Annotated in this window: 23 protein-coding genes; 7 read left to right on the forward strand and 16 right to left on the reverse strand. The window is 48.2% G+C overall.

Annotated features, from left to right (window positions below; translation table 11 throughout):
- Window positions 1-96 precede the first annotated feature (96 nt).
- From K6Q96_RS13225 to K6Q96_RS13250, 6 genes are all read right to left on the reverse strand, one after another.
- Window positions 97-1350, reverse strand: coding sequence for a glutamate-5-semialdehyde dehydrogenase (locus tag K6Q96_RS13225; protein ID WP_251876338.1), 1254 nt, complete (start codon window positions 1348-1350; stop codon window positions 97-99).
- Window positions 1351-1401: 51 nt separating this feature from the next.
- Complete coding sequence (proB, locus tag K6Q96_RS13230; RefSeq protein ID WP_251876340.1) at window positions 1402-2559, reverse strand: glutamate 5-kinase; 1158 nt, start codon at window positions 2557-2559, stop codon at window positions 1402-1404.
- Window positions 2560-2664: 105 nt separating this feature from the next.
- Window positions 2665-3069: a sigma factor-binding protein Crl gene (gene crl, locus K6Q96_RS13235; RefSeq protein ID WP_251876342.1), complete on the reverse strand. Its 405-nt coding sequence runs from the start codon at window positions 3067-3069 to the stop codon at window positions 2665-2667.
- A gap of 210 nt (window positions 3070-3279) precedes the next feature.
- Window positions 3280-4533 carry an esterase FrsA gene (gene frsA / locus K6Q96_RS13240; RefSeq protein WP_251876344.1) on the reverse strand — a complete coding sequence of 418 codons (1254 nt, stop codon included), beginning with the start codon at window positions 4531-4533 and terminating at the stop codon, window positions 3280-3282.
- Between the two features lie 143 nt (window positions 4534-4676).
- Window positions 4677-5135, reverse strand: a complete 459-nt coding sequence (gene gpt / locus K6Q96_RS13245) for a xanthine phosphoribosyltransferase (protein ID WP_002542331.1) — start codon at window positions 5133-5135, stop codon at window positions 4677-4679.
- 63 nt (window positions 5136-5198) lie between these two features.
- Window positions 5199-6485 carry an NCS2 family permease gene (locus tag K6Q96_RS13250; protein ID WP_251876346.1) on the reverse strand — a complete coding sequence of 429 codons (1287 nt, stop codon included), beginning with the start codon at window positions 6483-6485 and terminating at the stop codon, window positions 5199-5201.
- Window positions 6486-7484: 999 nt separating this feature from the next.
- Here K6Q96_RS13250 and K6Q96_RS13255 point away from each other — a divergent pair.
- A complete protein-coding gene (locus K6Q96_RS13255) occupies window positions 7485-9125 on the forward strand; it encodes a methyl-accepting chemotaxis protein (protein ID WP_251876348.1) in 1641 nt (546 codons plus the stop codon).
- A 187-nt stretch (window positions 9126-9312) separates the two neighbouring features.
- Window positions 9313-10773, forward strand: a complete 1461-nt coding sequence (locus tag K6Q96_RS13260) for an aminoacyl-histidine dipeptidase (protein ID WP_251876350.1) — start codon at window positions 9313-9315, stop codon at window positions 10771-10773.
- 54 nt (window positions 10774-10827) lie between these two features.
- Here K6Q96_RS13260 and dinB read toward each other — a convergent pair whose 3' ends face one another.
- The 10 genes from dinB to bolA form a co-directional block, all read right to left on the reverse strand.
- Window positions 10828-11886, reverse strand: a complete 1059-nt coding sequence (dinB, locus tag K6Q96_RS13265; RefSeq protein ID WP_251876352.1) for a DNA polymerase IV — start codon at window positions 11884-11886, stop codon at window positions 10828-10830.
- A gap of 147 nt (window positions 11887-12033) precedes the next feature.
- Window positions 12034-12255 carry a (Na+)-NQR maturation NqrM gene (nqrM, locus tag K6Q96_RS13270; RefSeq protein ID WP_002537052.1) on the reverse strand — a complete coding sequence of 74 codons (222 nt, stop codon included), beginning with the start codon at window positions 12253-12255 and terminating at the stop codon, window positions 12034-12036.
- A gap of 10 nt (window positions 12256-12265) precedes the next feature.
- Complete coding sequence (locus K6Q96_RS13275) at window positions 12266-13282, reverse strand: FAD:protein FMN transferase (RefSeq protein WP_251876354.1); 1017 nt, start codon at window positions 13280-13282, stop codon at window positions 12266-12268.
- 154 nt (window positions 13283-13436) lie between these two features.
- The gene (nqrF, locus tag K6Q96_RS13280) at window positions 13437-14660 is read right to left on the reverse strand and encodes an NADH:ubiquinone reductase (Na(+)-transporting) subunit F (RefSeq protein ID WP_002537048.1); all 1224 of its coding nucleotides are present in this window, start codon (window positions 14658-14660) and stop codon (window positions 13437-13439) included.
- A 31-nt stretch (window positions 14661-14691) separates the two neighbouring features.
- Window positions 14692-15288: an NADH:ubiquinone reductase (Na(+)-transporting) subunit E gene (nqrE, locus tag K6Q96_RS13285; protein ID WP_002537045.1), complete on the reverse strand. Its 597-nt coding sequence runs from the start codon at window positions 15286-15288 to the stop codon at window positions 14692-14694.
- A 7-nt stretch (window positions 15289-15295) separates the two neighbouring features.
- Window positions 15296-15928 carry an NADH:ubiquinone reductase (Na(+)-transporting) subunit D gene (locus K6Q96_RS13290; protein WP_062660629.1) on the reverse strand — a complete coding sequence of 211 codons (633 nt, stop codon included), beginning with the start codon at window positions 15926-15928 and terminating at the stop codon, window positions 15296-15298.
- On the reverse strand, window positions 15921-16703 hold the full coding sequence (locus K6Q96_RS13295; protein ID WP_251876357.1) for a Na(+)-translocating NADH-quinone reductase subunit C: 783 nt from the start codon (window positions 16701-16703) through the stop codon (window positions 15921-15923). The genes K6Q96_RS13290 and K6Q96_RS13295 overlap by 8 nt, the downstream gene beginning before the upstream one ends.
- On the reverse strand, window positions 16690-17934 hold the full coding sequence (locus K6Q96_RS13300) for an NADH:ubiquinone reductase (Na(+)-transporting) subunit B (protein ID WP_251876359.1): 1245 nt from the start codon (window positions 17932-17934) through the stop codon (window positions 16690-16692). The genes K6Q96_RS13295 and K6Q96_RS13300 overlap by 14 nt, the downstream gene beginning before the upstream one ends.
- A 3-nt stretch (window positions 17935-17937) precedes the next feature.
- Window positions 17938-19278: a Na(+)-translocating NADH-quinone reductase subunit A gene (locus K6Q96_RS13305; protein WP_251876361.1), complete on the reverse strand. Its 1341-nt coding sequence runs from the start codon at window positions 19276-19278 to the stop codon at window positions 17938-17940.
- Window positions 19279-19785: 507 nt separating this feature from the next.
- Window positions 19786-20091: a transcriptional regulator BolA gene (gene bolA / locus K6Q96_RS13310; RefSeq protein WP_251876363.1), complete on the reverse strand. Its 306-nt coding sequence runs from the start codon at window positions 20089-20091 to the stop codon at window positions 19786-19788.
- A gap of 243 nt (window positions 20092-20334) precedes the next feature.
- On the opposite strand from bolA, the gene K6Q96_RS13315 reads away from it, so the two are divergent.
- Genes K6Q96_RS13315 through K6Q96_RS13335 form a run of 5 tightly spaced genes read left to right on the forward strand, consistent with a single transcriptional unit; the run spans window position 20335 to window position 24455 of the window.
- Complete coding sequence (locus K6Q96_RS13315; RefSeq protein ID WP_251876365.1) at window positions 20335-21486, forward strand: methyltransferase; 1152 nt, start codon at window positions 20335-20337, stop codon at window positions 21484-21486.
- A gap of 3 nt (window positions 21487-21489) precedes the next feature.
- Window positions 21490-22062: a YajG family lipoprotein gene (locus tag K6Q96_RS13320; RefSeq protein WP_251876367.1), complete on the forward strand. Its 573-nt coding sequence runs from the start codon at window positions 21490-21492 to the stop codon at window positions 22060-22062.
- Window positions 22062-22628 (forward strand): peptidylprolyl isomerase, encoded by a 567-nt coding sequence (locus tag K6Q96_RS13325; RefSeq protein ID WP_251876369.1) that lies wholly within the window; start codon window positions 22062-22064, stop codon window positions 22626-22628. The genes K6Q96_RS13320 and K6Q96_RS13325 overlap by 1 nt, the downstream gene beginning before the upstream one ends.
- 17 nt (window positions 22629-22645) lie before the next feature.
- Window positions 22646-23011 carry a hypothetical protein gene (locus K6Q96_RS13330; RefSeq protein WP_251876371.1) on the forward strand — a complete coding sequence of 122 codons (366 nt, stop codon included), beginning with the start codon at window positions 22646-22648 and terminating at the stop codon, window positions 23009-23011.
- A 49-nt stretch (window positions 23012-23060) separates the two neighbouring features.
- Window positions 23061-24455: an AmpG family muropeptide MFS transporter gene (locus tag K6Q96_RS13335; RefSeq protein WP_251876373.1), complete on the forward strand. Its 1395-nt coding sequence runs from the start codon at window positions 23061-23063 to the stop codon at window positions 24453-24455.
- The last annotated feature ends 37 nt before the right edge of the window (window positions 24456-24492 follow it).

Consider the following 24492-nt stretch of genomic DNA (forward strand, 5'->3'; position numbering starts at 1 on the left):
ATCGTAAAGGTTGGCGAGAGATTACCTTCAAAGAGATTGGCAGAAAAGAAAAAGGCACGCCTGAGCGTGCCTTTCAATATTCATTCGGTGCGCGGTTTAAGCGCGTGGCAGGTAGTCTGCTTTACCGACCCACTTGTAGGTGGTCAACTCTTCTAAGCCCATCGGGCCACGTGCGTGCAGTTTCTGAGTAGATACCGCAACCTCTGCACCCAGACCGAACTGTGCGCCGTCTGTGAAGCGCGTTGATGCATTCACGTATACCGCCGCAGAACCTGCGCCATTGATAAAGGCTTCTGCTGCGGCCAGATCGTTAGTCAGGATCGCATCTGAGTGGCTCGCATTGTGGTCACGCATGTGTTTGAGCGCTGCGTGCACATCGGCGACCACAGCCACGCCCAGCGTGTAACTCAGCCATTCGGTGTCGAAATCACCTTCCGTTACCTCCTGCAGATCTGCAACGCCGCCCAGTAATGGCAGCGATGCTTTATCAGCAACGATTTTCAGCTTGTTGTCATTGAACAGTGGCGTCAGTTTTTGCAGCACGTCAGCAGCAACCGCTTCGTGTACCAGTAAGGTATCCAGCGCATTACACGCAGAAGGACGTTGAACCTTGGAATTAATGATCACATCCAGCGAGCGCTCGAGATCCGCAGTTTTGTCTACGAACAGGTGACTGATGCCGAAGCCGCCAATGATCACAGGAATCGTGCTGTTTTCCTTACACATCTTATGAAGGCCAGCACCGCCTCTAGGGATGATCATATCAACATACTCATCCAGGCGAAGCAGCTCACCCACAAGCTCGCGATCTGGCTTTTCAATGTACTGCACAGAAGAGGCTGGCAAATCGGCTTTTTCCAGCGCCGTCTGAATCACTTTCACCAGCTCAACGTTTGAGTGGAAGGTTTCACGACCACCACGCAAAATACTTGCATTACCGGTTTTCAGACACAAAGAAGCGATATCAATGGTCACGTTCGGGCGCGCTTCATAGATCACGCCAATCACGCCAATGGGTTCACGGCGACGGCTTAGTGTCATGCCGTTTTCCAGCACTTTGCAGTCAATCTCGCTGCCGACGGGATCAGACAGCGAAATCACGTTGCGGACGTCAGCAGCAATACCCGCCAGACGCGCTTCGTTCAGCAAAAGACGATCCAGCATTGCGTCGGGCAATCCCGCTTCGCGTCCCGCGTCGATGTCTTTTGCATTCGCAGCAAGGATAGTTGCTGCGTTCGCTTCCAATTCGTCAGCAATGACTGCCAGCGCTTTGTTCTTTTGCGCTGTTGGTGCCGTTGCCAGTGCGTAAGCAGCGTCTTTCGCTGCACGTCCCATTTGTTGAAGACTCATTTCAGCCTCTATTGCTCTTCCTGAATAACCGCGGCTTCTGCCACAGTTTGATTAATCGATAACGACCAAGTCGTCGCAGTGTACCGCGACCGCGCCGTGAGCGTATCCCAGAATATCTTGAATATCCTGACTATGTCGACCCGCGATCGCGCTGAGATCTTTGCTTGAGTAGCGACAAATACCGCGCGCCAACTGCTTACCTTTCTGGTTACAGATGCGTGCTACTGAGCCTCGGTCAAAATGACCTTCTACGCCAGTAATGCCTTTTGATAACAGGCTACTGTGACGCTCAACCACTGCTTTCGCGGCGCCGTCGTCAATAATGATGTTACCCGCAGGAGGAGGCCCAGCCAGAATCCAGCGTTTGCGGCTTTCCAAAGGTGATTCCAATGGAAGGAAGCGCGTACCCGCTTCTTTGCCATCCACCAAATGTTGAATGACTTCCGGACGACTGCCTGCTGCGATCGTCACTTCAATACCGGCACGGCGAGCAACATCTGCTGCCTGCAGTTTGGTTGCCATACCACCTGTACCTAACCCACTGACACTGCCGCCAGCCAGCTTGTGCAGGGTTTCATCAATGGTATGCACTTCACGGATAAGCTCTGCATCAGGATTGCTGCGTGGATCAGCAGTGAATAGACCCGGTTGGTCAGTCAGCAACAAAAGCTTGTCTGCTTCAGCCAAAATCGCGACCAGCGCTGACAGGTTATCATTGTCGCCGACTTTGATTTCTGCCGTCGCAACCGCATCGTTTTCATTCACCACAGGCACAATGTTGTTCGCGAGTAGCGCTTGCAACATGTCGCGTGCATTGAGGTAACGCTCGCGGTCATCCAAATCAGCACGGGTCAGCAGCATTTGACCAATGTTAATGCCATAAATGGCAAACATGCTTTCCCATTCCTGAATAAGGCGGCTTTGACCTACCGCAGCCAGCATTTGCTTGTTGGCAATGGTCGACGCAAGTTCGGGATAATTAAGGTGTTCACGACCCGCTGCAATCGCACCAGAGGTGACAACAATGACTTTGTGTCCCTGACGGATAAGCATGGCGCATTGACGCACCAATTCAACCAGGTGTGCGCGGTCAATTTTCTTGGAGCCGCCGGTCAGTACACTGGTACCGAGTTTGACGACAATGGTCTGGCGATCAGAACTATCGCCAGCACCAGAATAGACAGATGAAACGTTTTCTTGGCCTGACATGACATTGACAACATAAAAGCGATTAAGCCCTTCTTTTATCAATCCCAGACCAAGATAACAAGTGATTAAAGCAACTCAATCACATAATTCATCAAAAGGAGAGGTTTAGGCTGCAGAACCCAGCTTAGGCTGCTTGAGTGAAGGCTTGGCAGTGATTTCCAATCCCAGTTCACCTTCGACAAATCCAGTTATTTTTGAATAAAACGCATCTAGCGATGCTTTCACTTCGGAAGAGGACTTGTTTGGTACATTCTCCTCTTTCCATTCGCCTTCACTATCGAACTTACCGAAGGTGTAGGCGTATTCAAAACCGCCGTCATTAGGTGAAATTTCCATCCACCAGCCCCAGAATTCTCTGCATTCTGGCGATTTTTTAGCATTGACACAGGCGGACAGACAGTCAAAGAAGTAGGTGTCCTCTGAGCATTTATTTTGGCGCAGGTAAGGCCCCAACTGAGCGAAACGCGTCAGCAGACGCCCATGAGAAAGCGTTTTGGTTTCATCGGTCATAGCAAGCTCCCATAATACGAGAAAAAGTCCGTTTCAACACGACTGCATATAGGCAAAAAGAGAGGCTGATTAGCGCGAAGCCCCTGTTTTTATTATGTGTATTTTCACCAGCAGTTCATGTCTGTATAACACGCTACGATCAATATATCGTCCCATCGAGCAATGCTTTGAGCATTTAATAAACGCCCCACGCCGTTAAGAAGATCTAGATCACAAGGTATCTCTAAACCATTTCACAGCCTCGGTCATAATTCTGTGATATCCGTCATGCAGTGGCTTATTGGGAAGTGTCTTAGCTTTACCACCGTAGCTGTAAAGCGCGGCCAGTTGATTGTCAGTATCTGGGCAGACAGGGTCTCCTTCAAGACTCATTGCCAGTACCGGCACCTTAGTTTTCCGCCCTGTCAGTAACCCCTGATTTTTCAGAGACAGCGCCTGAAGTTGGGTGAGAAAAGAGGCTGAAGCCTGTGATTTCCCCATACGCGAAGCAATGGTATCCAAATACATAGGAGGAATAGCCTTAAGACGCTGCATGTCACTCAACATCGAATGCAGAACACCACCGATTGAGACACAGGACTTAATGCGATTTTGCTCAACAAATGCCATACGAACCGCAGCGTTACCGCCAAAACGTACACCCATACAGCCAACACGATGATGATCAACCCAAGGTACTGAGGCGAGCTCACTCAGCATCGCCTGATGCAGTTTGCTGGTATCTTCGCTTAAAGACCAATGGCTGCTACGACCCACTGACGGCATGTCCAATGTCAGCATGGCGATATTCGCCGGAGCAAAGTAGGTTTCGAATAAGCGCCAAAGGTCTGTTTGCAGCGCATCTAAACCACCGCTGATGATCACGGTAGGCAAAGGTTCATTGGTATGGGGAAGGTACAGGAAGCCTTCGAGGGGTTTACCGTCAACGTTAGTGACAACGTTTTTGATTTTGTATGGGGACTTTTCAATCGCTGAATGAAATGCTTTGTTCGCTAGCACTTCTGCCTGCAAAGACAGATGATCGCCTTTTAAATGCGGATAGGCTGCAATACTAAAATGGGTGCAAGCACGTAGCCAATGCTCAGCCGCTTCAACTTTGTTTCCCTGCTCTTCACAGTCCTGCGCCAGCTTTTGGTGCTTCATACCCCCCTGTGTCCATTCATAAGACCAATTGCCGGGACGATAGCCAACAACGGTATCCAAAAAGGTCTCATTGCTTCGATTGTTATCAGAACCCGCAATACGCGCCAGAGTGGCTTCCATATCAATAGGGTCAACACCTTGCCAAGTCCACTGTGGACGACGGAGTGTGCGGTACCAGCTGTTATCGCTGTCTCCATCCAATGCATTGTGTACACCATTTGGCGACTGATTGACCGAGCCAACAATGGTCGATGTTTCTCTGGCGTGCTTATGCTGTTTGAAGAGTTTTACTGAAAGGTTTTCGGATTCGGTTTCGCTCACGGAACCTCTCCCTGTTTAGATATCTGAACTGACACTATTGTATACCCAAAAATGCTCAAAACCATGACCTCACCTGAATGATAGGCGCCTAAATTTGGTCATAAAAAAAGCCCCTTAAAGGGGCTTTTCAAGTTCTTTAGCAATTATCGCTTTGAGATTGGCTCAACGAAAGTTACGCCCATATCCCAAGGTTGCTCAATCCAGCAATCCTGAGGGATGTCTACCACGTAGTCGTCTACCAAGTGCTTACCTGCAGGCTTCGCACAAACAGTCACAAATTTCGCTTTAGGGTACATTTCACGAATCACTTCTGCAGTACCACCAGTATCAACCAGATCGTCCACTACCAGGAAGCCTTCACCGTCACCGTCTGCTTTCTTCAGAACACGCATATCACGCTGGTGATCGTGATCGTAGCTAGAAATGCAAACTGTATCCACATGACGAATACCCAGCTCACGCGCCAAAATCGCTGAAGGAACCAGACCACCGCGGCTGACCGCGATAATACCTTTCCACTGATCTGCCGGTAGCAGTTTTTCAGCTAGTTGACGGGTGTACATTTGCATGTTGTCCCAGGTAATAACAAACTTGTTGCTCATTTAGAAAACCTCAGGCGTTAGACGCCAATTTAACTCAGTAAAACGATTGCGGCGTATTGTGTCTTACATAACGAATTTCAGCAAGAACAGGGCAGCAAGAACCCAAATACTGATAGGCACATCACGTCCTTTACCGCTGAACGCTTTGATAGCACAGTAAGAGATAAAGCCCAGACCAATGCCGTGAGCAATTGAATAGGTCAACGGCATCAGCAAGCACACAACCACAACAGGTGCCGCTTCAGTCAGGTCACGCCAGTTAACGCTTACCAGACCTGACATCATAAGAATAGCAACGTAGAACAGCGCACCTGCTGTCGCATACGCCGGAACCATTCCAGCCAATGGCGAGAAGAACAGTGCCAGCAAGAACATGATACCTACTGTCACTGCTGTTAGACCGGTACGACCACCCGCTGCAACACCTGACACGCTTTCAATGTAAGACGTCGTATTCGATGTACCCAGTACGGCACCTACGGTAGTTGCCGTACTGTCAGCCAACAGCGCACGGTTTAGACGCGGCAGTTTGCCATCTTTATCCAAAAGCTCAGCTTTTTGCGCCACACCGACCAAAGTGCCTGCTGTATCAAACAGGTCAACAAATAGGAAAGCGAACACGATAGAAATAAGACCGACTTCCAGCGCACCAGCAAAATCTAGCTGCATGAAGGTTGGTGCAATGCTTGGTGGCGCAGACATGATGCCGCCGTATTGGATTTCACCAAACAGTACACCCAGTGCAGTCACAATAAGAATCGCGATCATTACCGCGCCTTTAACACCACGGTTAACCAGGCCAATGGTTAGGAAGAAACCCAACGCCGCCATCGCAGGACCAAATGAAGAAAGGTCCCCCATGGAAACCAGCGTGGCTGGATGGTCTACGACAATGCCTGAGTTTTGCAATGCAATCAGTGCCAGGAACATACCGATACCCGCTGAGATGCCGGTACGCAGCGACAGCGGAATAGAGTGGATAATCCACTCTCGCACCTTAAATAGGCTCAACGCGACAAAACACACGCCCGACAGGAATACCGCAGCCAGTGCAACCTGCCATGAGTAGCCCATTTGGAAAACAACGGTATAAGTGAAGAAGGCGTTAAGACCCATCCCTGGTGCCTGAGCGACAGGATAGTTTGCTACCAACCCCATAATGAAACAGCCAATCGCCGCCGCCAGACAGGTTGCAACGAAGACTGCACCACGATCCATGCCTGTTTCAGACAGAATCGCAGGGTTTACAAAAATGATGTAAGCCATTGTCAGGAATGTAGTCAGTCCTGCAATAACCTCGGTTTTGATATCTGTACCTTGCTCTTTCAGTTTAAAAAGACGCTCAAGCATGGCTTTCGGTTCCTTGGAAAGTAAGAATTTGGCAAAAGTTGACGCAAACGTTTTCCACAAACGTTTGCGTGAAAATTTGACGCGAATATTACCCGCCACATCACAAAATTTCCAGCGTGAATAACTGTTTAAAAATCTTGATTGCTGACGAATTAAACGACATTTCGCGTTAGTGACGACTCGCCACTCTTCGCTCATCATGTTAGAAGGAAATACAGCTTAATAAATGTACTGATTTGAAATCTGAGAGATATATAAAGAGGTGACTCAACAGAATGAGAGGTGCTCGATATTTCACCAGTGAGTAGATAAAAAAACGCCACTTTAAAAGTGGCGCCAGATAAAAATGAAGTTTCCAAACTGCGGAAACAAAGTATCTGTTAGAGCGGGGTATTACAGTAGAGGGCCTCAGCCCTCAGGGGGAACAAGCAAGCTTATTTGCGTTTGTATCCGAATGTCGCCGGATACCGAAAATTCGTGGTGTATACGGAACCACGGTTCCAGTATTGACACGCTGAACTACCTTTCATCAGCTTATTACCTCAAAAAAATTCGAAAAGAATGCAGCTTCGTTAAAAGCTCGGTTCCGTGGAGACGAATAAATTTCGGGCTTATCCATAAACAAATGAAAGCGCATGGCCATGTCCCGGGCGAAGAGCCCAATCCAAGGGACGGTGAGATAATAGACCTTTCGTAATTTTATTACAACTACAAAAGCGATATTGATCACGTTTTATTTATCAACCCCCCTAATGACGTAATTTTATTACACTTGATTTCAAGCGTTATTGAGAAAAGTGTTATGACATCCAGCTATTTAACCTCAACCGCTTGAATACAGCGAAGCTTGCTGAAAAAGTAGACACTACAACCAAAAATGAGACAACACAGAAAGGACTCGCTCTCAGGAAGTTGTTATCAGCTAGCCAGAGACGAATCGCTGAAGAACGGCACTTGCTGCTGTTGCACACTCAGCCATAACAATAGGAATGTACTTTGATGCTTGTTGACGCTATTCGTAATATCAAAATCCGCCACCGCGTTTTCATCCTCGTCGCTATAACACTTAGCGCCATGGTTATACCCATCTACCTTTTCGCCAGCCACAACTACCAAACGTTAATGGAATATAAAAAGGATGAAACCAAGGTTCTTGTAGACAGTGGACACTCTTTGATTCAACACCATTACAGTCGCTACAAAAATGGCGAGGTGACTGAGCAAGAAGCTAAGCAATCTGCGCTGGACGCCATTGCTGCGCTGCGATATGACCAGAACAACTATTTCTGGATCAATGACAGTAAACCCGCCATGGTCCTCCACCCTATCAAACCGCAGTTGAACGGAAAGGACCTCAGCCAGTTTGAAGACAAAGCGGGCAACCGTCTGTTTGTGGAAATGGCAACGACGGCAAAACGCTCTGGTGCGGGGTTCGTCGATTACTTTTGGAGTAAACCCGGCTCAGAGATACCAGTACAAAAAACGTCTTACGTAAAACTTTTCGAACCTTGGGGCTGGATTCTGGGAACAGGCATTTATGTCGACGATGTAAAGACCACTTTTATTGGCGAGCTTAAGTTCCTGGTCACCTGTGTTGCCGTTATTCTCGGAATCGTTCTGCTTATCAGCGCTGCTATCGGGCAATCTATCGTCGCACCGAGTGCCCAAACCGCCAAGGCTCTAAAAGACATCTCCAGCGGGGATGGAGATCTGTCGCATAGACTCTCATCTTCTGGTCGCGATGAGTTGAGTCAGATAGCTCGTTTCTTTAACCGCTTCATCGATCAAATTCGCGGCATTGTTGGAGAGATAAACCCTGTGTCTGACACACTGGCAAAATCCGCCGACGAAATGGCGCGCCTTTCGGAGAATTCTGAAAGATTAGCGAACCAGCAAAGCGCAGAAATCGATAGCATTTCGGCGGCGGTTAATGAACTGCTAGCCAGCAATCAAGAGATTGCATCTTCTGCTTCACATGCTGCAGAGGAAGCGAAACTGACGGCGGAAGAATGTCACCAAGGACAGAAGGTTGTAAACAATATGCATCATCAGATGCAGGGGATGGTTGATAGCCTACAAAGTGCAGCCAACGAAGCAAACATGCTGGCAGATGACTCCAAAAATGTCGGTCAGGTATTGGATGTGATTCGTGCCATCGCTGAACAAACCAATCTACTCGCGCTGAATGCGGCGATTGAAGCAGCAAGAGCTGGCGATCAAGGGCGGGGATTTGCAGTCGTTGCCGATGAGGTGAGAACGCTCGCTATTCGCACTCAACAAAGTACGGATGAAATCGAAAACATCATCACCTCTTTACAAAACCGCGCTTCATCCCTGAATACCGAGCTTGGTAAGACCCAGAACCTGTCTGAGGCCACCGCTGAGCACAACCAACTTACCTTACAAGCGCTAACGGCCATTGACGATAAGGTGGGAGACATCACAGGCGTAACACAGTCGATTGCCTCTGCATGTAGCCAAACAGCTGCTGCTACAGAGGAGATCAACGTTAATTTACACAACCTCGTTAGCAAAGGACGGGAAACCGTTGAGCAAAGCCGTGACCTGACCGAACAGAGTCTTGCTCTGTCAGCAGTCGGCGTTCAGCTGAAAAGTGCCATCGGTCAGTTCAAGATGTAAGCTATCGCTCGCCATTCAGAGATATGCTTTTAACAAAGCATACTTTTACGTTACAAATTCTGTTAATTTGACGGCATGCCCCAGTAGCATGCCGTTTTTTCATATGGAAATGGTATGTTATTTGAGTAGGGAAGCCATCTTGGCTTTGTGAAGCGCCTTTTTATTTCGAGTTTTCTGGAGAAAGCCTGTGTCAGAAATCAGCCAACTATCACCACAACCTGTGTGGCAATTTTTCGATAAGATCTGTTCTATCCCTCACCCATCCAAGCATGAAGAGCAACTGGCACAGTACATTGTTGACTGGGCGACCAGTGAAGGCCTTTCTGTCACCCGTGATGATATCGGCAACGTGATCATCAGAAAGCCAGCCACGGCGGGTATGGAAAACCGTAAAGGTGTGGTGCTACAAGCACATATCGACATGGTGCCGCAGAAAAACGAAAACACCGACCATGATTTCACGACCGATCCTATCCGTCCTTACATAGACGGGGAATGGGTTACCGCCGATGGCACCACTCTGGGCGCAGACAACGGCATGGGTATGGCGACATGTCTTGCAGTCCTTGCATCTAAAGACATTGAACATGGCCCACTGGAAGTTCTTCTGACCATTGATGAAGAAGCGGGTATGACCGGCGCGTTCGGTCTGAAGGCAGGTTGGTTGGAAGGTGAGATCCTCCTGAATACCGACTCTGAGCAAGAAGGCGAGATCTACATGGGTTGCGCAGGTGGCGTAGATGCTTCTTTGGCATTCTCTCTGGAGCGCGAAACCCTGGGCGGCGGCTACGTCGGTAAAAAGCTTCAGATTAAAGGACTAAAAGGTGGTCACTCCGGTGTTGATATTCACACCGGCCGTGCAAATGCCAACAAGCTGTTAGGCCGATTTCTCGCAGGTCACGCGAACGAATTGGGCCTTCGCCTGCTTTCAGTTCGCGGCGGTACACTTCGCAATGCCATCCCACGCGAAGCTTTTGCAGATGTTGCAGTCCCAGCTGCCAACGAAGAAAAGCTGGCGAACCTGTTCAGTCATTTTGAATCTCTGTTGAAGGAAGAACTGGGCGCTGTAGAGACCTCCATCGCACTATCAGTTCTTGATGCCGAGCTCTCCGAGCAAGCTCTGAAGCCTTCAGTACAAAACCGTATTATCGCCACCATCAATGCCTGTCCAAACGGTGTGATTCGCATGAGCGACGACATTCCTGGTGTGGTTGAAACCTCGCTTAACCTTGGCGTGATTACGACTGAAGACGATAAGATGACCCTACTCTGCCTGATCCGCTCATTGGCAGACAGTGGCCGAAGCTATGTAGAAAGCATGTTGAAATCCACCGGTGAACTGGCTGGGGCCAAAGTGGCTTTCTCTGGCGCGTACCCAGGTTGGAAGCCCGACCCAGAATCAGAAATCATGCATGTTTTCAGAAAAACCTATGAATATATCTATGGTCGTGCTCCTGACATCATGGTGATCCATGCGGGTCTTGAGTGTGGCTTGTTCAAGGAGCCGTATCCAAACATGGATATGATCTCCTTCGGCCCAACTATCAAGTTCCCGCACTCACCAGATGAGAAAGTGGAAATTGCAACAGTAGGGCTTTTCTGGGAGCAAATGTTGGCAATGCTAAAAGCCATCCCTGAAAAAGCTTAAACAAAAAAGAGCGCCAATCGGCGCTCTTTTCAATTCATTGCTCTTTCTAAACCATCACCACTCAAAGCTGAGTTGGGAAGGCTGATTTTTCTCTTCGGACTTCAACCCCACGGAAAGGCCAATAAGCCGAACTCCCCTTCCCTGCTGTCGCGACAACGCCTCGCGCAGCAACTCAGGAAACATTGCATTGTCATAACGCCACTGCCGATGCTCTACAGTAGTCTGCTGAAAGTCTGAGAACTTGAGCTTGATGCCCTGTCGGACAATTTCCATATTGGGGGAGACACGTTTAAGTCGGGTTTCCATCTCTTCAAAAAGAGAAGCCATGACGTCCAGACACTCTTCTTCAGTCTGAATATCCTGAGGCAAGGTCCGCTCAACGCCAACAGACTTTCTAACTCGCTCGGTCTCAACACTTCGTTCATCAATGCCATGACAACGCTTCCAGAGAGATAGTCCGAACTTACCAAAACGCTTAAGCAAAGCATTCTTATCAAACTGTTGAACGTCTTCGCCTTTATACAAACCCATCTCGTGAAGCTTCGCCAGCGTGACTTTGCCAACCCCCGGAATTTTCTCAAGCGCCAGAGACTTAACAAATACATCTACTTCATTGGGTGTCACAATATACATTCCATCAGGCTTGTTAAGATCGGACGCCACCTTAGCAACAAACTTCACAGGCGCTATCCCTGCTGAAGCAGTCAAGCCGAGTTCCTCGCGGATTGCACGACGGATATCATCAGCAATCATGGTCGCGGAGCCGCGGAAAAGTGAGCATTCACTGACATCCAGGTAGGCTTCATCTAGCGAGAGAGGTTCTATTTTGTCAGTATAGCGTTCGAAGATAGCGCGAATTTGGCGGGAAACACTTTTGTATTTATTCATGTCACCACGAATTACCGTCAGGTTTGGGCATAACTTCAAGGCATGTCCAGTTGCCATCGCGGAGCGAACGCCAAACTTCCGGGCGATATAGTTACAGGTCGATATCACTCCGCGGCGCTTTTCAGAGCCACCAATAGCAAGCGGTATGTCGCGTAGCGCGGGGTTATCACGCATTTCCACTGCAGCGTAAAAACAATCCATGTCGACGTGGATTATCTTTCTCATAAACTCATTCGCTCAAACCAAACACTGTTTATATACACAGTAATGTAGCCATATGTCAATCTAACAATTCACAATACCTATGATGGAAAAAAGAAGCCTTTGTTTTCAGAAGTCATAAAAAAACCGCCTCTCGGCGGTTTTTTTAATTTAGATGATTTGGTTCTTTTTCCATTCTTCAGTCTTCGCTGCCCGAGCTTCACGCTTCTTGCGCGCATCACATGGTTCAGGGCAATCACATTCTTTCTCTATACCCACTGCGCCCAAACCACCACAGCTTCCGCTGATCGTTTTGCGCTGAATAATGAAGCCAATAGACATACCAGTAATAACCAGAATGAATACCGCGAAGGTTATCAGATAAACAGACATCTTATTACCTTTAACGTGTTAGATATGGTTTGAACGCATCCGATGCGACTTCGTTAAATCCATTATCCGTCTTTACGATGAAAAATGCAGGAATATTTTCCTTGTTTGCTAAAGCAACGGCCGCATCTGGGCCCATCACCATAAAGGCAGTGGATAGGCCATCCGCCGTCATACAAGACTTATCAAGCACAGTTACCGACACCAGACGGTGGTTGATTGGCTTGGCAGTTGCCGGGTTGATCGTGTGCGAGTAGCGAACACCATTTTCTTCAAAGTAGTTTCGATAATCACCTGATGTGGCAATTGCCATGTCGCCCGGTGCAATGATTTCCTGTACGGTTTGCTGCTCTGATGTAGGCTTTTCAATCGCGATACGCCATGGTTGCCCTTCAGCGTTCTTACCTTTCAGTTGAAGCTCACCACCGATCTCAACTAAGTAGTTATCAATGCCCAGTGACGCCAGATAGTTTGCGACTACATCAACACCAAAACCTTTAGCAATCGATGACAAATCGACATACAGACCCGGGTTGGTTTTGATCAGGTTGTTACCATCAACAGAGAGGAACTCAATCCCTGTCATTGCGCGGCGTTCTGCAATCTGCTCGTCAGTTGGAACGCGGTCAGGACGACCTTCAGGACCAAAACCCCAAAGATTAACCAATGGACCAACCGTAACATCAAGAGCGCCATCAGACAGGGTGTTCAACCGAATCGCCTCTTCTACCACTTTTGCCGTATCTTTCGACACAGTAAATGGTTCGCTACCTGTTTGCTGGTTAAACAAACTCAGTTCAGAATCCTTGCGGTACGTAGACATCTGGTCGTTGACCAACTCAAGACGCGCATCAATCTCTGCCTGAATATCATTGGATGCAGGAGCATTACCATCAGCAAGGTATTTCACCGAGTAGTAGGTACCCATGGTCGAGCCAGTAAGGTGTGTTTGCTGAGGTGCTTGCTCGCAGCCGGACAAAACCAGTAACGCACTGATCATGAGACCGACTGACAACAGGAATTTTTTCATTACATCATCCAGTTGTTAAAAAGAAGGATCAGAAAGAATCACTTTTGACTATGGAGAGCTTGAAAAGCCTTTCAGATAACAATGATTCTGTCTGATTAGATGCAAAATGGCTGACCCAAAGGCCAGCCATTATCTCTTTCAGACTGTGTGGTGATTAACCACCGAAGTCATCCAGCAGGATGTTCTCGTCTTCAACACCCAGGTCTTTCAGCATGCCGATCACAGCAGCGTTCATCATTGGAGGACCACACATGTAGTACTCACAATCTTCTGGCGCTTCATGATCTTTCAGATAGTTCTCGAACAGCACGTTGTGGATGAAGCCAGTGTAGCCATCCCAGTTATCTTCTGGCATAGGATCAGACAGAGCGCAGTGCCAAACGAAGTTTTCGTTTTCTGCTGCCAATCCATCGAAATCTTCTACGTAGAACATTTCACGCTTAGAACGCGCACCGTACCAGAAAGACATCTTACGGCTAGACTTCAAACGCTTGAGCTGATCGAAGATGTGTGAACGCATTGGTGCCATACCTGCACCACCACCCACAAATACCATTTCTGCATCAGTGTCTTTCGCGAAGAACTCACCGAACGGACCAGAGATCGTACACTTATCGCCTTCTTTCAAAGACCAGATGTACGAAGACATGATGCCTGGTGGTACGTCTGGGTTGTTAGGTGGCGGCGTCGCAATACGCACGTTCAGCATGATGATGCCAAACTCTTCTGGGTAGTTAGCCATTGAGTATGCACGAATGGTTTCTTCGTTAACCTTGGACTCGTAACGGAACAGGTTAAACTTCTCCCAGTCTTCGCGATACTCTTCGGGAATATCGTAATCTGCGTACTTAACGTGGTGAGCAGGCGCTTCGATTTGGATGTAACCACCCGCACGGAACGGTACTGACTCGCCGTCTGGAATTTGTAGCTTCAGCTCTTTGATGAAGGTTGCTTTGTTATCGTTAGAGATAACAGAACATTCCCACTTCTTCACGCCGAAGATTTCTTCAGGGAGCTCGATGTCCATGTCAGTTTTCATTGCCACCTGACAGGCCAAACGCTCACCTTCACGTGCTTCACCCTTGCTAATGTGGTCAAGTTCAGTAGGCAGAATATCACCACCACCTGATTTCACTTTCACACGGCACTGGCCACATGAGCCACCACCACCACAAGCTGATGATACGAATACACCTGCACCCGCCAGCGCGCTCAGAAGCTTACCGCCCGGCTGCGTGGTGATTGCAAGGCTTGGATCGCCGTTTACAGCGATCGTGATGTCACCTGATGGTACCAGCTTGGACTTGGCGAAAAGAATCACCAGTACCAGTGCCAGTACGATTAGAGTAAACATCACTACACCAAGAATAATGTCCATTGACTATTCCTTAATTCGCGGTTTACCCGACTTACAGTTGAACACCGGAGAAAGACATAAAGCCTAACGCCATCAGACCTACAGTGATAAAGGTAATACCCAGACCACGAAGTGCAGGTGGTACGTCAGAGTACTTCATCTTTTCACGGATACCTGCCAGCGCAACAATCGCCAGCATCCAGCCCACACCTGAGCCGAAACCGTAAACTACGGACTCCATGAAGTTGTAGTCACGTTGAACCATGAAAGATACGCCACCGAAGATTGCACAGTTCACTGTGATCAGCGGTAGGAAGATACCCAGTGCGTTGTAAAGCGGCGGGAAGAAGCGGTCCAGAACCATTTCTAGGATCTGTACCAGTGCCGCGATAACGCCGATGAAAGTGATGAAGTTCAGGAAGCTAAGATCCACGCCTTCAACAATCGCACCGTTTTTCAGTACCAGGTTGTAAATCAGGTTGTTAACCGGAACGGCCACAGACAGTACTACGATTACCGCAACACCCAGACCGAAAGAGGTTTTAACTTTCTTGGATACTGCCAGGAAAGTACACATACCCAGGAAGAAAGACAGTGCTAGGTTTTCGATGAAAATCGAACGAACCAGCAGGCTAATGTAATGTTCCATTACGTCCTTACTCCTTCGCTTCTACTTGTTCAGGTTTGAAGTAACGCACAACCCAGATCAGGAAGCCGATCAGGAAGAACGCTGATGGGGCCAGAAGCATCAGACCGTTTGGCTGGTACCAACCGCCTTCTGAGGTCAGAGGCAGGATTGATACGCCGAACAGCTTGCCTGAGCCCAGCAGTTCGCGGAAGAAACCAACAGAGATCAGTACGAAACCATAACCCAGGCCGTTACCGATACCGTCGATGAATGATGGCAGTGGCGGCGACTTCATCGCGTAAGCTTCTGCACGACCCATAACGATACAGTTGGTGATGATCAGGCCGACGAATACAGACAACTGCTTAGAGATGTCGTAAACATATGCTTTCAGGATCTGGTCTACCACGATTACCAGCGATGCGATGATCGCCATCTGAACGATGATACGTACAGAGTTTGGAATGTGGTTGCGGATAAGCGAGACGAACAGGTTAGAGAATGCCGTTACGAATACTACCGCAATGGTCATTACAAACGCCGTTTCCAGCTTGGTGGTAACTGCCAGTGCAGAACACACACCCAGTACCTGAAGGGCAATTGGGTTGTTGTCTAGTACCGGAGACCAAAGATTCTTTTTCAGTTCTTTAGAATCAGCCATTGATCAGCTCTCCCTGTTGAACTTTCTTCAGGAATGGGCCAAAGCCGTTGTCACCAAACCAGAAGTCAAAGGTGTGCTGCACACCGTTTGAAGTCAGAGTTGCACCTGACAGACCGTCTACACCGTAAACGTCTCCAGGTTGAGCACCGCCTTTAACAACTTTCAGCGCCGGAATGCCTTTGTCGTCAAACAGCAGTTTGCCTTCGAACTGTGCACGCCAGCGAGGGTTTTCAACTTCGCCACCCAGACCCGGAGTTTCACCGTGCTGGTAGTAAGCGATGTCAGAAACGGTCTTGCCGTCTGTGCTCAGTGCAACGAAGGCATACATCATGCCCCACAGACCACTGCCATGTACTGGCACGATCAGACGCTCAGTTTGACCCGCATCGTCTTTCACCAAGTAAACCTTGGCGATGTCAGATAGACGGCCAATCTTGGCGATATCTTTGTCTGCGGTCAGTTTAACTGACTGAGATGGGTCGGACGCTGCAATGCGTTGGTCAAAAGCCTTCGCTTCTTCAACGGTACCAACAAGGTCGCCTGTCTTCAGGTCAACCAGACGTGGTTCGATGAACTTATCAAAGGTTCCAGTGATGTTGCCGTTCGCATCGATACCAGCAACAGAAAGGATGTTGCGCTGTACGTCCAGCACGGCATTTTTCTCTTGCAAAGGGCGCAGAGAAACAGCCGCGAAAGAAACCACAACTGAACACACCAGGCTCAGCGCGATAACTACGGTCAGCGTTTTTTTAATGCTATCGTTATTGCTTGACACGAGCCAGTCTCCGTTTGATGTTGCCCTGGATTACCAGGTTGTCGAACAGTGGCGCAAACAGATTCGCGAACAGGATAGCCAGCATCATACCTTCTGGGTACGCTGGGTTAACCACACGAATCATTACTGCCATCGCACCGATCAGGATGCCGTACCACCATTTTGCTTTGTTGGTGAACGACGCGGAAACCGGGTCAGTTGCCATGAACATCATACCGAACGCGAAACCACCCAGAACCAGATGCCAATGCCATGGCATGCTGAACATTGGGTTAGTGTCAGAACCGATGATGTTAAACAGCGTTGCTGTTGCTACCAGACCAATAAAGGTACCCAGAATGATGCGCCAGGATGCAATTCGCATCGCTACGATCATCGCACCACCAATGAAGATTGCCAGCGTTGACACTTCACCGATAGAGCCAGGGATGTTACCAATGAATGCATCCATCCAAGAGGTTGCTTGGCCAGTGATGTTATTTACCAGCGCGCCTTGACCGCCTTGAGCCCACTGGCTCAGCGCTGTCGCACCTGAGTAACCGTCAGCTGCAGTCCAAACCAGGTCACCTGATATCTGTGCAGGGTATGCAAAGAACAGGAACGCACGGCCAGCCAGAGCAGGGTTCAGGAAGTTACGACCAGTACCACCGAAGATTTCTTTTGCTACAACAACACCGAAGGTAATACCCAGTGCTGCTTGCCAAAGAGGAAGTGTAGGTGGAACAATCAAAGCAAACAGGATAGATGTTACGAAGAAGCCTTCGTTAACTTCATGTTTACGGACCATACAGAACAGTACTTCCCAGAAACCACCAACGATGAATACCGTTGCGTAGATTGGCAGGAAGTATGTCGCACCAAGCAGCATCATGCTGCCCCAGCCTGCTTCAGCAGAAAGCGTGCCGCCCAGCATTTCAGTTAGCCAGTAGTGCCAGTTGCCGTCGATAACTGCTGCCAGTTGCTCGCCGCTGTACATTGAGTTCAGCGCCATGATGGCTTGGTTACCAGCGTTGTACATACCAAAGAACATGGCAGGGAATACGGCCATCCACACCATGATCATGATACGTTTCAGGTCGATGCTGTCACGAACGTGTGCACCACGTTTGGTCACAAGGCCCGGGGTATAAAGAACAGTTGCTACTGCTTCGTACAGTGCGAACCATTTCTCATGTTTGCCACCCGGCTCGAAGTGATGCTCGATATCTTCAAGATAATTCTTCAGGCTCATTGCTTACCCTTCCTTCTCAATTTGATCCAGGCACTCGCGGAGCATAGGGCCAAAATCGTACTTGCCAGGGCAAACAAAAGTACACAGAGCAAGATCTTCAGGATCCAGTTCTAGTGCGCCCAGCTGAGACATGCTGTCCAGGTCACCTGCACAGATATCACGCAGCAGCAGAGTCGGCTCGATGTCCAGAGGCATCACACGCTCATAGTTGCCGATTGGCACCATCGAGCGCTCACTACCGTTTGTGGTAGTGGTCATGTTGAACAGCTGGCCTTTAAAGAACTGGCTTAAATATGCGCGGGTAACGGAGAACTTGTTCTTACCTGGAGTAATCCAGCCAAACAGTTCTTTTTCACGACCTTCACGAAGCGCACTCACCTGAAGGTGATAGCGACCGAGGTAACCGTGAACACCACCAGCGTTCGTACCACTTAGTACGGAGCCAGAAATGAGACGGATTTCACCAGGCATCAACTCATTGTCAGTGATGTCTGAAACTGAAGCACCGACTTGAGTGCGGATGAGACGAGGGTTGTTAACAACCGGCCCAGCCAGTGAAACGACGCGATCAGTATAAACTTCACCCGTTAGGAAAAGCTTACCGAAAGCGATAACGTCTTGATAGTTCAGGTGCCATACCTGCACGTCCATACCAACAGGGCGAAGGAAGTGAATGTGAGTACCAACCAGACCTGCTGGGTGAGGACCATTAAACACTTGCTCTTCTACATTGGATTGGTTACTGCGCGGCAGGCTGGATTCGCCTTTACACACAAACACCTTGCCGTCAGTCAGGCGTGAAACCACGTCCAGACCTGCTACAAACGCGTCTTGCTGCTCATTAATGACCAGCTCTGGGTTAGCAGCCAGAGGGTTTGAGTCCATTGCTGTTACAAATACAGCTGCTGGACTTGCGTCAACCGCTGGTGTTTTGCTGAATGGGCGGGTACGGAACGCGGTCCACATACCAGATTCAACAAGTTGGTCTACGACCACTTGACGATCCAGGCCTGCGATATCAGACGCTTCGTATTTGTTGAAAGTGACTTGCTCGTTGCCTTCTACTTCGATGACAACAGACTGAAGAACACGTTTTGCACCGCGGTTGACTTCAACCACAGTACCAGCTGCAGGAGCAGTAAATTTAACGCCTAAGTTCTTTTTGTCTTCAAAAAGAACCTGACCTTTTTTCACTACATCCCCAACACGAACATGCATCGTTGGACGCATGCCAACGTACTCTTCGCCAAGCAAGGCGACTTTTTTGATGGCTGGGCCATCATTTATCACCTGAGCTGGAGTCCCGGCAATTGGGATATCCAGACCCTTTTTTATTGTAATCATACGCACTTGCACTACATTAACGGGAAAAAAATTCTGTTATTGCGCAGTTTAATACACGACTTTCCACTGTCTAGCTGAGCGATTCATAAGCTCACCTTCGCAACTTCCTCATCACCAACCCGCAACAATTCAAGGCATGGGGTCAGTTTTCAAGCGGTGGATTCTATCATCAACCAAAGTCGCTATTCCACGGCAATCACCGTGATACACCCTGAATTTTCGGCAACTGAACAAACTATGCTCAATTGTAAGCGATAAGTATGAGCCGGTGCACAATTTGTGGCGCAAACGTGATGTGGATTAATTGTTCCAAAACCAACATCTCGCACATAGACCTGTCTTTATTCTGAACAGGTTAATACACCCATGTTTTTTAACATTTGCTCATGTTTCGGGACGATTTCTATCCTGACCTTGACACTTGGAATCCAGTAGTGGTTTTCATCGCCGCACTAAAAGGGCTGTTTGAAACAGCCCTTACTTGTTGGTCTATTCTGCGTCTAAAACCTAACCACCGTGACATGGCGGAGAGACGGGTGCTTGACCATTTAATTCGCGCCACTCTTCTTCAGTATAAGTATGAATTGCAAGTGCATGAATATCATTTTGCAATTCTTCACTCAGGGTCTGGTTTACCGCACGGTGCCTAGCGATAAGGCGTTGCCCTTCAAACTGTTCACTGACCACCGTCACTTTAAAGTGACTTTCTGAACCTTCAGGGACGTTGTGCATGTAACTTTCGTTTTTTACATCCAAATGCACCGGTGAAAATGCGGTGTTGAGCTTGTGCTCGATTTTTTGCTGAACTTTCATTCTTCCCTCTGACTTTAGACGCAAATTTCAAAATAGGTCGTGTCTACGAACTTTTTGTCTTCAAAAGTTAAAAATTTACGGGTATGTATACCCAAACGACCTGAAGATGCTCGCATTCAGGCTGTTTGGGTATATACAACAACCCAAAATTGCTTGGGTCTAGACCTATTCTCTCTCCATCCCAAGCCGTTTCGTTATATTATCTGCGACAATATACTCGATTATCTCTAGCTGATACACGCCATGAAAACCACGTTAGACATTGCTGGAAAGACGTTTGCACTCCACCGTTATCCTATTCAGAAGAATGAAACCCTGCAGGCATGGGATGCAGCAGATGAATACCTGATCGAGGAACTTGAGAACAGTGTGTTACCAGACAACGCACACATCTTGATTTTCAATGATGGTTTCGGGGTATTGAGCTGCTGGGCAATTCAGAAAGGATATCGTGTCACCATGGTGAGCGACTCCCATTTAGCCCAGTTAAGCGTCGAGCAGAACATCAAGAATAATAACCTTGAAGGCATCGATATCATTTCATCGTTGGCGCCCCTGCCGACGGATACCGATATCATCGTAATTAAGCTGCCAAAATATATCCGTTTTCTGGTTTGGCAACTCCAGCAGATTTCACATTCTGCGCGGATGAACGTTCAAGTATTAGCAGGTGCAAAAGCCAAAGACATTCACACATCAACACTCAAGCTGTTTGAAAAACACCTTGGTAGTACCCATACCTCACTGGCAAAGAAAAAAGCCCGATTGATTTTCTGTCATAAAGAAAAGCAGCTTGAGTCGGCGCCTGCTGAAACGACGTCTTTTGACGTTGCCGATTACAAAATGACACTGCAAAACCATGCCAATGTGTTTTCTTCAGAAAGTCTGGATATTGCTGCCTATTTGATGCTCGAGCACATACCAAGTGATGAAAGCATTAAGCACATCATCGATTTGGGTTGTGGAAATGGAGTCCTTTCTGTTGAGGCTGCGCGTCGTAACCCTCACGCAAAAGTGACAGCTGTGGACGAAAGTCACATGGCGGTGGCTTCAGCATCCGCAAACCTGCTTAATCATGGTATTACAGCAGAACGTATAGAATGTCGGGTAAATAACTGTCTGGAAGGTTTCCCTTCAAACAGTGCCGATATGGTGCTTTGCAACCCGCCATTCCATCAACTGAATACCGTGACAGACCACATTGCCTGGCAAATGTTTTGTGACGCCAGACAGGTTCTTGAACCCAAGGGACGTATTGTAGTGATTGGTAACCGTCACCTCGGCTATCATGCTAAATTGAAACGTCTTTTTGGCAATGCGCAAGTCATTGCTTCTAACCGTAAGTTTGTTATTGTCGAAGCTTATAAACAGCCTGACTCTAAAGGGATTCGTTAACTCATGAAAAAACTTCTGCTTGTTTCCGGACTGATACTGGGCCTGAGTGCTTGCTCGTCACCCCGCGAACCTCAGATGACGATTGCTCCTCAACCAGCCATCTCATCCGTGCCAGTTGCGCAAAGTAAACCTGTTACGGTGGAAAGCCGCGACCTGCGCACCGCACAATTTGTTGCTGTTGTTGACAATGGCCGTAAGAACGTTCAACCAATCCAAGCGACTTCTAACGTTCGCGTCGTATTGGAAGATGCCCTTATCCGCCAGCTGAATTCCCAGGGCTACAAAGTCGTTGCAGACAGTAAAGGCAAGCTGCGCATGGACCTGCTTGATGCTTTGGTGAAAGTAGAACACAGCGTTTTCTCTCACACGATGAACACCAATGTTCAAATTCAATTGGTTGCCGATAATGGCCAGAATAAGTTCGTAAAACGCTATACGGGTAAGTCGACCACAGAAGGTTCCACCAGCGCGTCGGTTGAAGACATGGAAATGGCACTGAATAGCCTACTAGAAGCCGTACTTCAGGACATTGCTCGTGACCAGCAGCTGATGACATTCATGAATGAGAACTTCTAATGAAAGCCGTATTTAAAACAGCATTAGTCGCTGCAACACTGTTTGCAGCCAACGCGATGGCAGCGAATCCCGTTGTCAGCGTTGAAACCAGCGTGGGTGACTTCAAACTTGAGCTTTACCCGGAAAAAGCCCCCAAAAGCGTTGAGAACTTCCTCAAGTACGTTGAGGATGGAAGCTATGTAGGCACCCAGTTCCACCGTGTCATTCCTGGTTTTGTTGCTCAGGGCGGTGGCTATGATGCTTCGTTTAAACCACGTCCAAACACTTATGGCGAAGTGGTGAACGAATCTAAGAATGGACTGGGTAACGAACGCGGAACGATTGCGATGGCAAGACGCCAGGCTCCGGATTCAGCAACCCGTCAGTTCTACATTAACCTTCAAAACAACAGTAATTTAGACGGAAACAGCTATAAATATGGTTACACCGTTTTCGGTAAAGTCATTGAAGGCTTTAATACTGTTGAGAAGATGGCAAAGGTTAAAACCGTCACAATCCCTGAAACTCGCATGCGTGATGTTCCTCAACAACCTATACTTATCGAGAAGATTCTCATTACCAATTAGTAACAGGTTGAAAGGGAATGCTAAAACTCGTTGCAGACAATCCCGAACAAAAAAATGATGAGCTCGCCGGAGAACATGTTCGACAACATGCTCCGGCGTTTGCTACAGACGTCATTCGCTACATTCTGCAGCAATCTCGTTATGAAGATCTTAAAGTATCCTGCCGCAACCAGTTTTTGGAATGGTGGCAACTATCTATATCCGGTGGTCCACCGGAAGACGATTATGAGTCCGTTTACTGGTATTTACTCTATCTGATCGAATCCCGCCGAGAAGATGAATTACGTGGCAACAGATTTGTGAACCAACGTCTCAAAGAATGCGCTTGTTATCTGATCAATAAGGGAAAATTGCCCCGATTTGCGCGTGGCATTCGTCCTTGAAGCACGGTAGCATGGACCTACCCTATGCACATTACAAGGACGTACATCCATGTCCCCATCTTCTCACCCAACCTGGCGAGAAACGCTAAACAGCTACCTTGACCGCAGGCTTCTTTGGGTTTTCATGTTGGGCTGCGCAAGTGGCTTTCCTTGGCTTCTTATTGGCTCAAACATGTCTGGCTGGCTCAAGGATGCAGGCCTTACCAGAACAGCCATCGGCTTATTCGGTTCTATTTTCGCGGTTTATGCAATCAACTGGATGTGGGCGCCACTAATTGACCGAGTGAAACTTCCTTTACTTCACCGCACTTTAGGTCAACGCCGAAGCTGGATTCTTCTGATGCAGGTCATCATGCTGATCTGTACACTTTTTATCGCCACCACTGACCCATCTTTCAACCTTTGGTTGACCTCAGTACTCGCCTTCACAATTGCGCTGGCTTCTGCCACTCAGGATATCGCTGTCGATGCATTTCGTATTGACAGCTTTGGTGAGCATGAAAAGTCCAAAATGCCTCAGGCGGCGGCAATGGCAGTCATTGGTTGGTGGACAGGCTACAGCCTCCCTGGCTATTTCGCTTTCATCAATGCCGATTCGATTGGCTGGAATGGCGTTTACTATGGCATGGCAGCCTTCATTGGGCTTCTCATCTTTTTCACCCTGCTCGTTGGTGAGCCAGACTCTCAACGTGATAAATTGCAAGCCGAAGCTGAATCCCGTTACGCCAAACGTTTGAACCAAGGCGAGAGCAGCATCCTGGTATGGTTTTCCGTAACCATCGTTGAGCCATTTGCAGAATTCTTCCGACGCAATGGCGTTAAAGTCGCACTCACTCTCCTCCTCTTTGTCTTCTTGTTCAAGATCGGTGAAGCCTTTCTAGGTCGCATGTCGATTGTGTTTTATAAAGAAGTCGGTTTCAGCAATGAACAAATTGGCCATTACTCTAAACTGATTGGGTGGGGAGCCACAGTCGTATTTACCTTGATTGGTAGTGCTATTAATGTGCGTTTCGGGGTTGTGAAAGGGCTTTTGATTGGTGGTATTGCTATGGCCGCCAGTAATCTGATGTTTGCCCTGATGGCGCACGTAGGAGCGAATGAAAACCTCTTCCTCGCGACCATCATCGTAGATAACTTTACCAGCGCGTTCGCAACGATTGCGTTTGTGTCTTTCCTAACATTCCTGACAGGGCGGGCCTTCTCTGCAACGCAGTATGCTTTGCTGGCTTCCCTAGGAAACCTGGGCAGGACAACCCTCTCATCATTCAGTGGTTCGCTTGTCGATTGGATTGAGCAGTTTGAATGGATTCACAACATTAGCTGGCTTGATCCTTGGTCCTTCTTCTTCATTCTCACCACTATCATGGTTATCCCAAGTCTTGCGATGATTGTGGGACTCAGACAACACTTTAAGAAACTACAAGACATGCAGAAAACCGCTTAATCTGCGTTTAATCCGCGACAAATGTCGCGGATTATCC

The organism is Grimontia kaedaensis, assembly GCF_023746615.1.
Taxonomy (GTDB): Bacteria; Pseudomonadota; Gammaproteobacteria; order Enterobacterales; family Vibrionaceae; genus Enterovibrio; species Enterovibrio kaedaensis.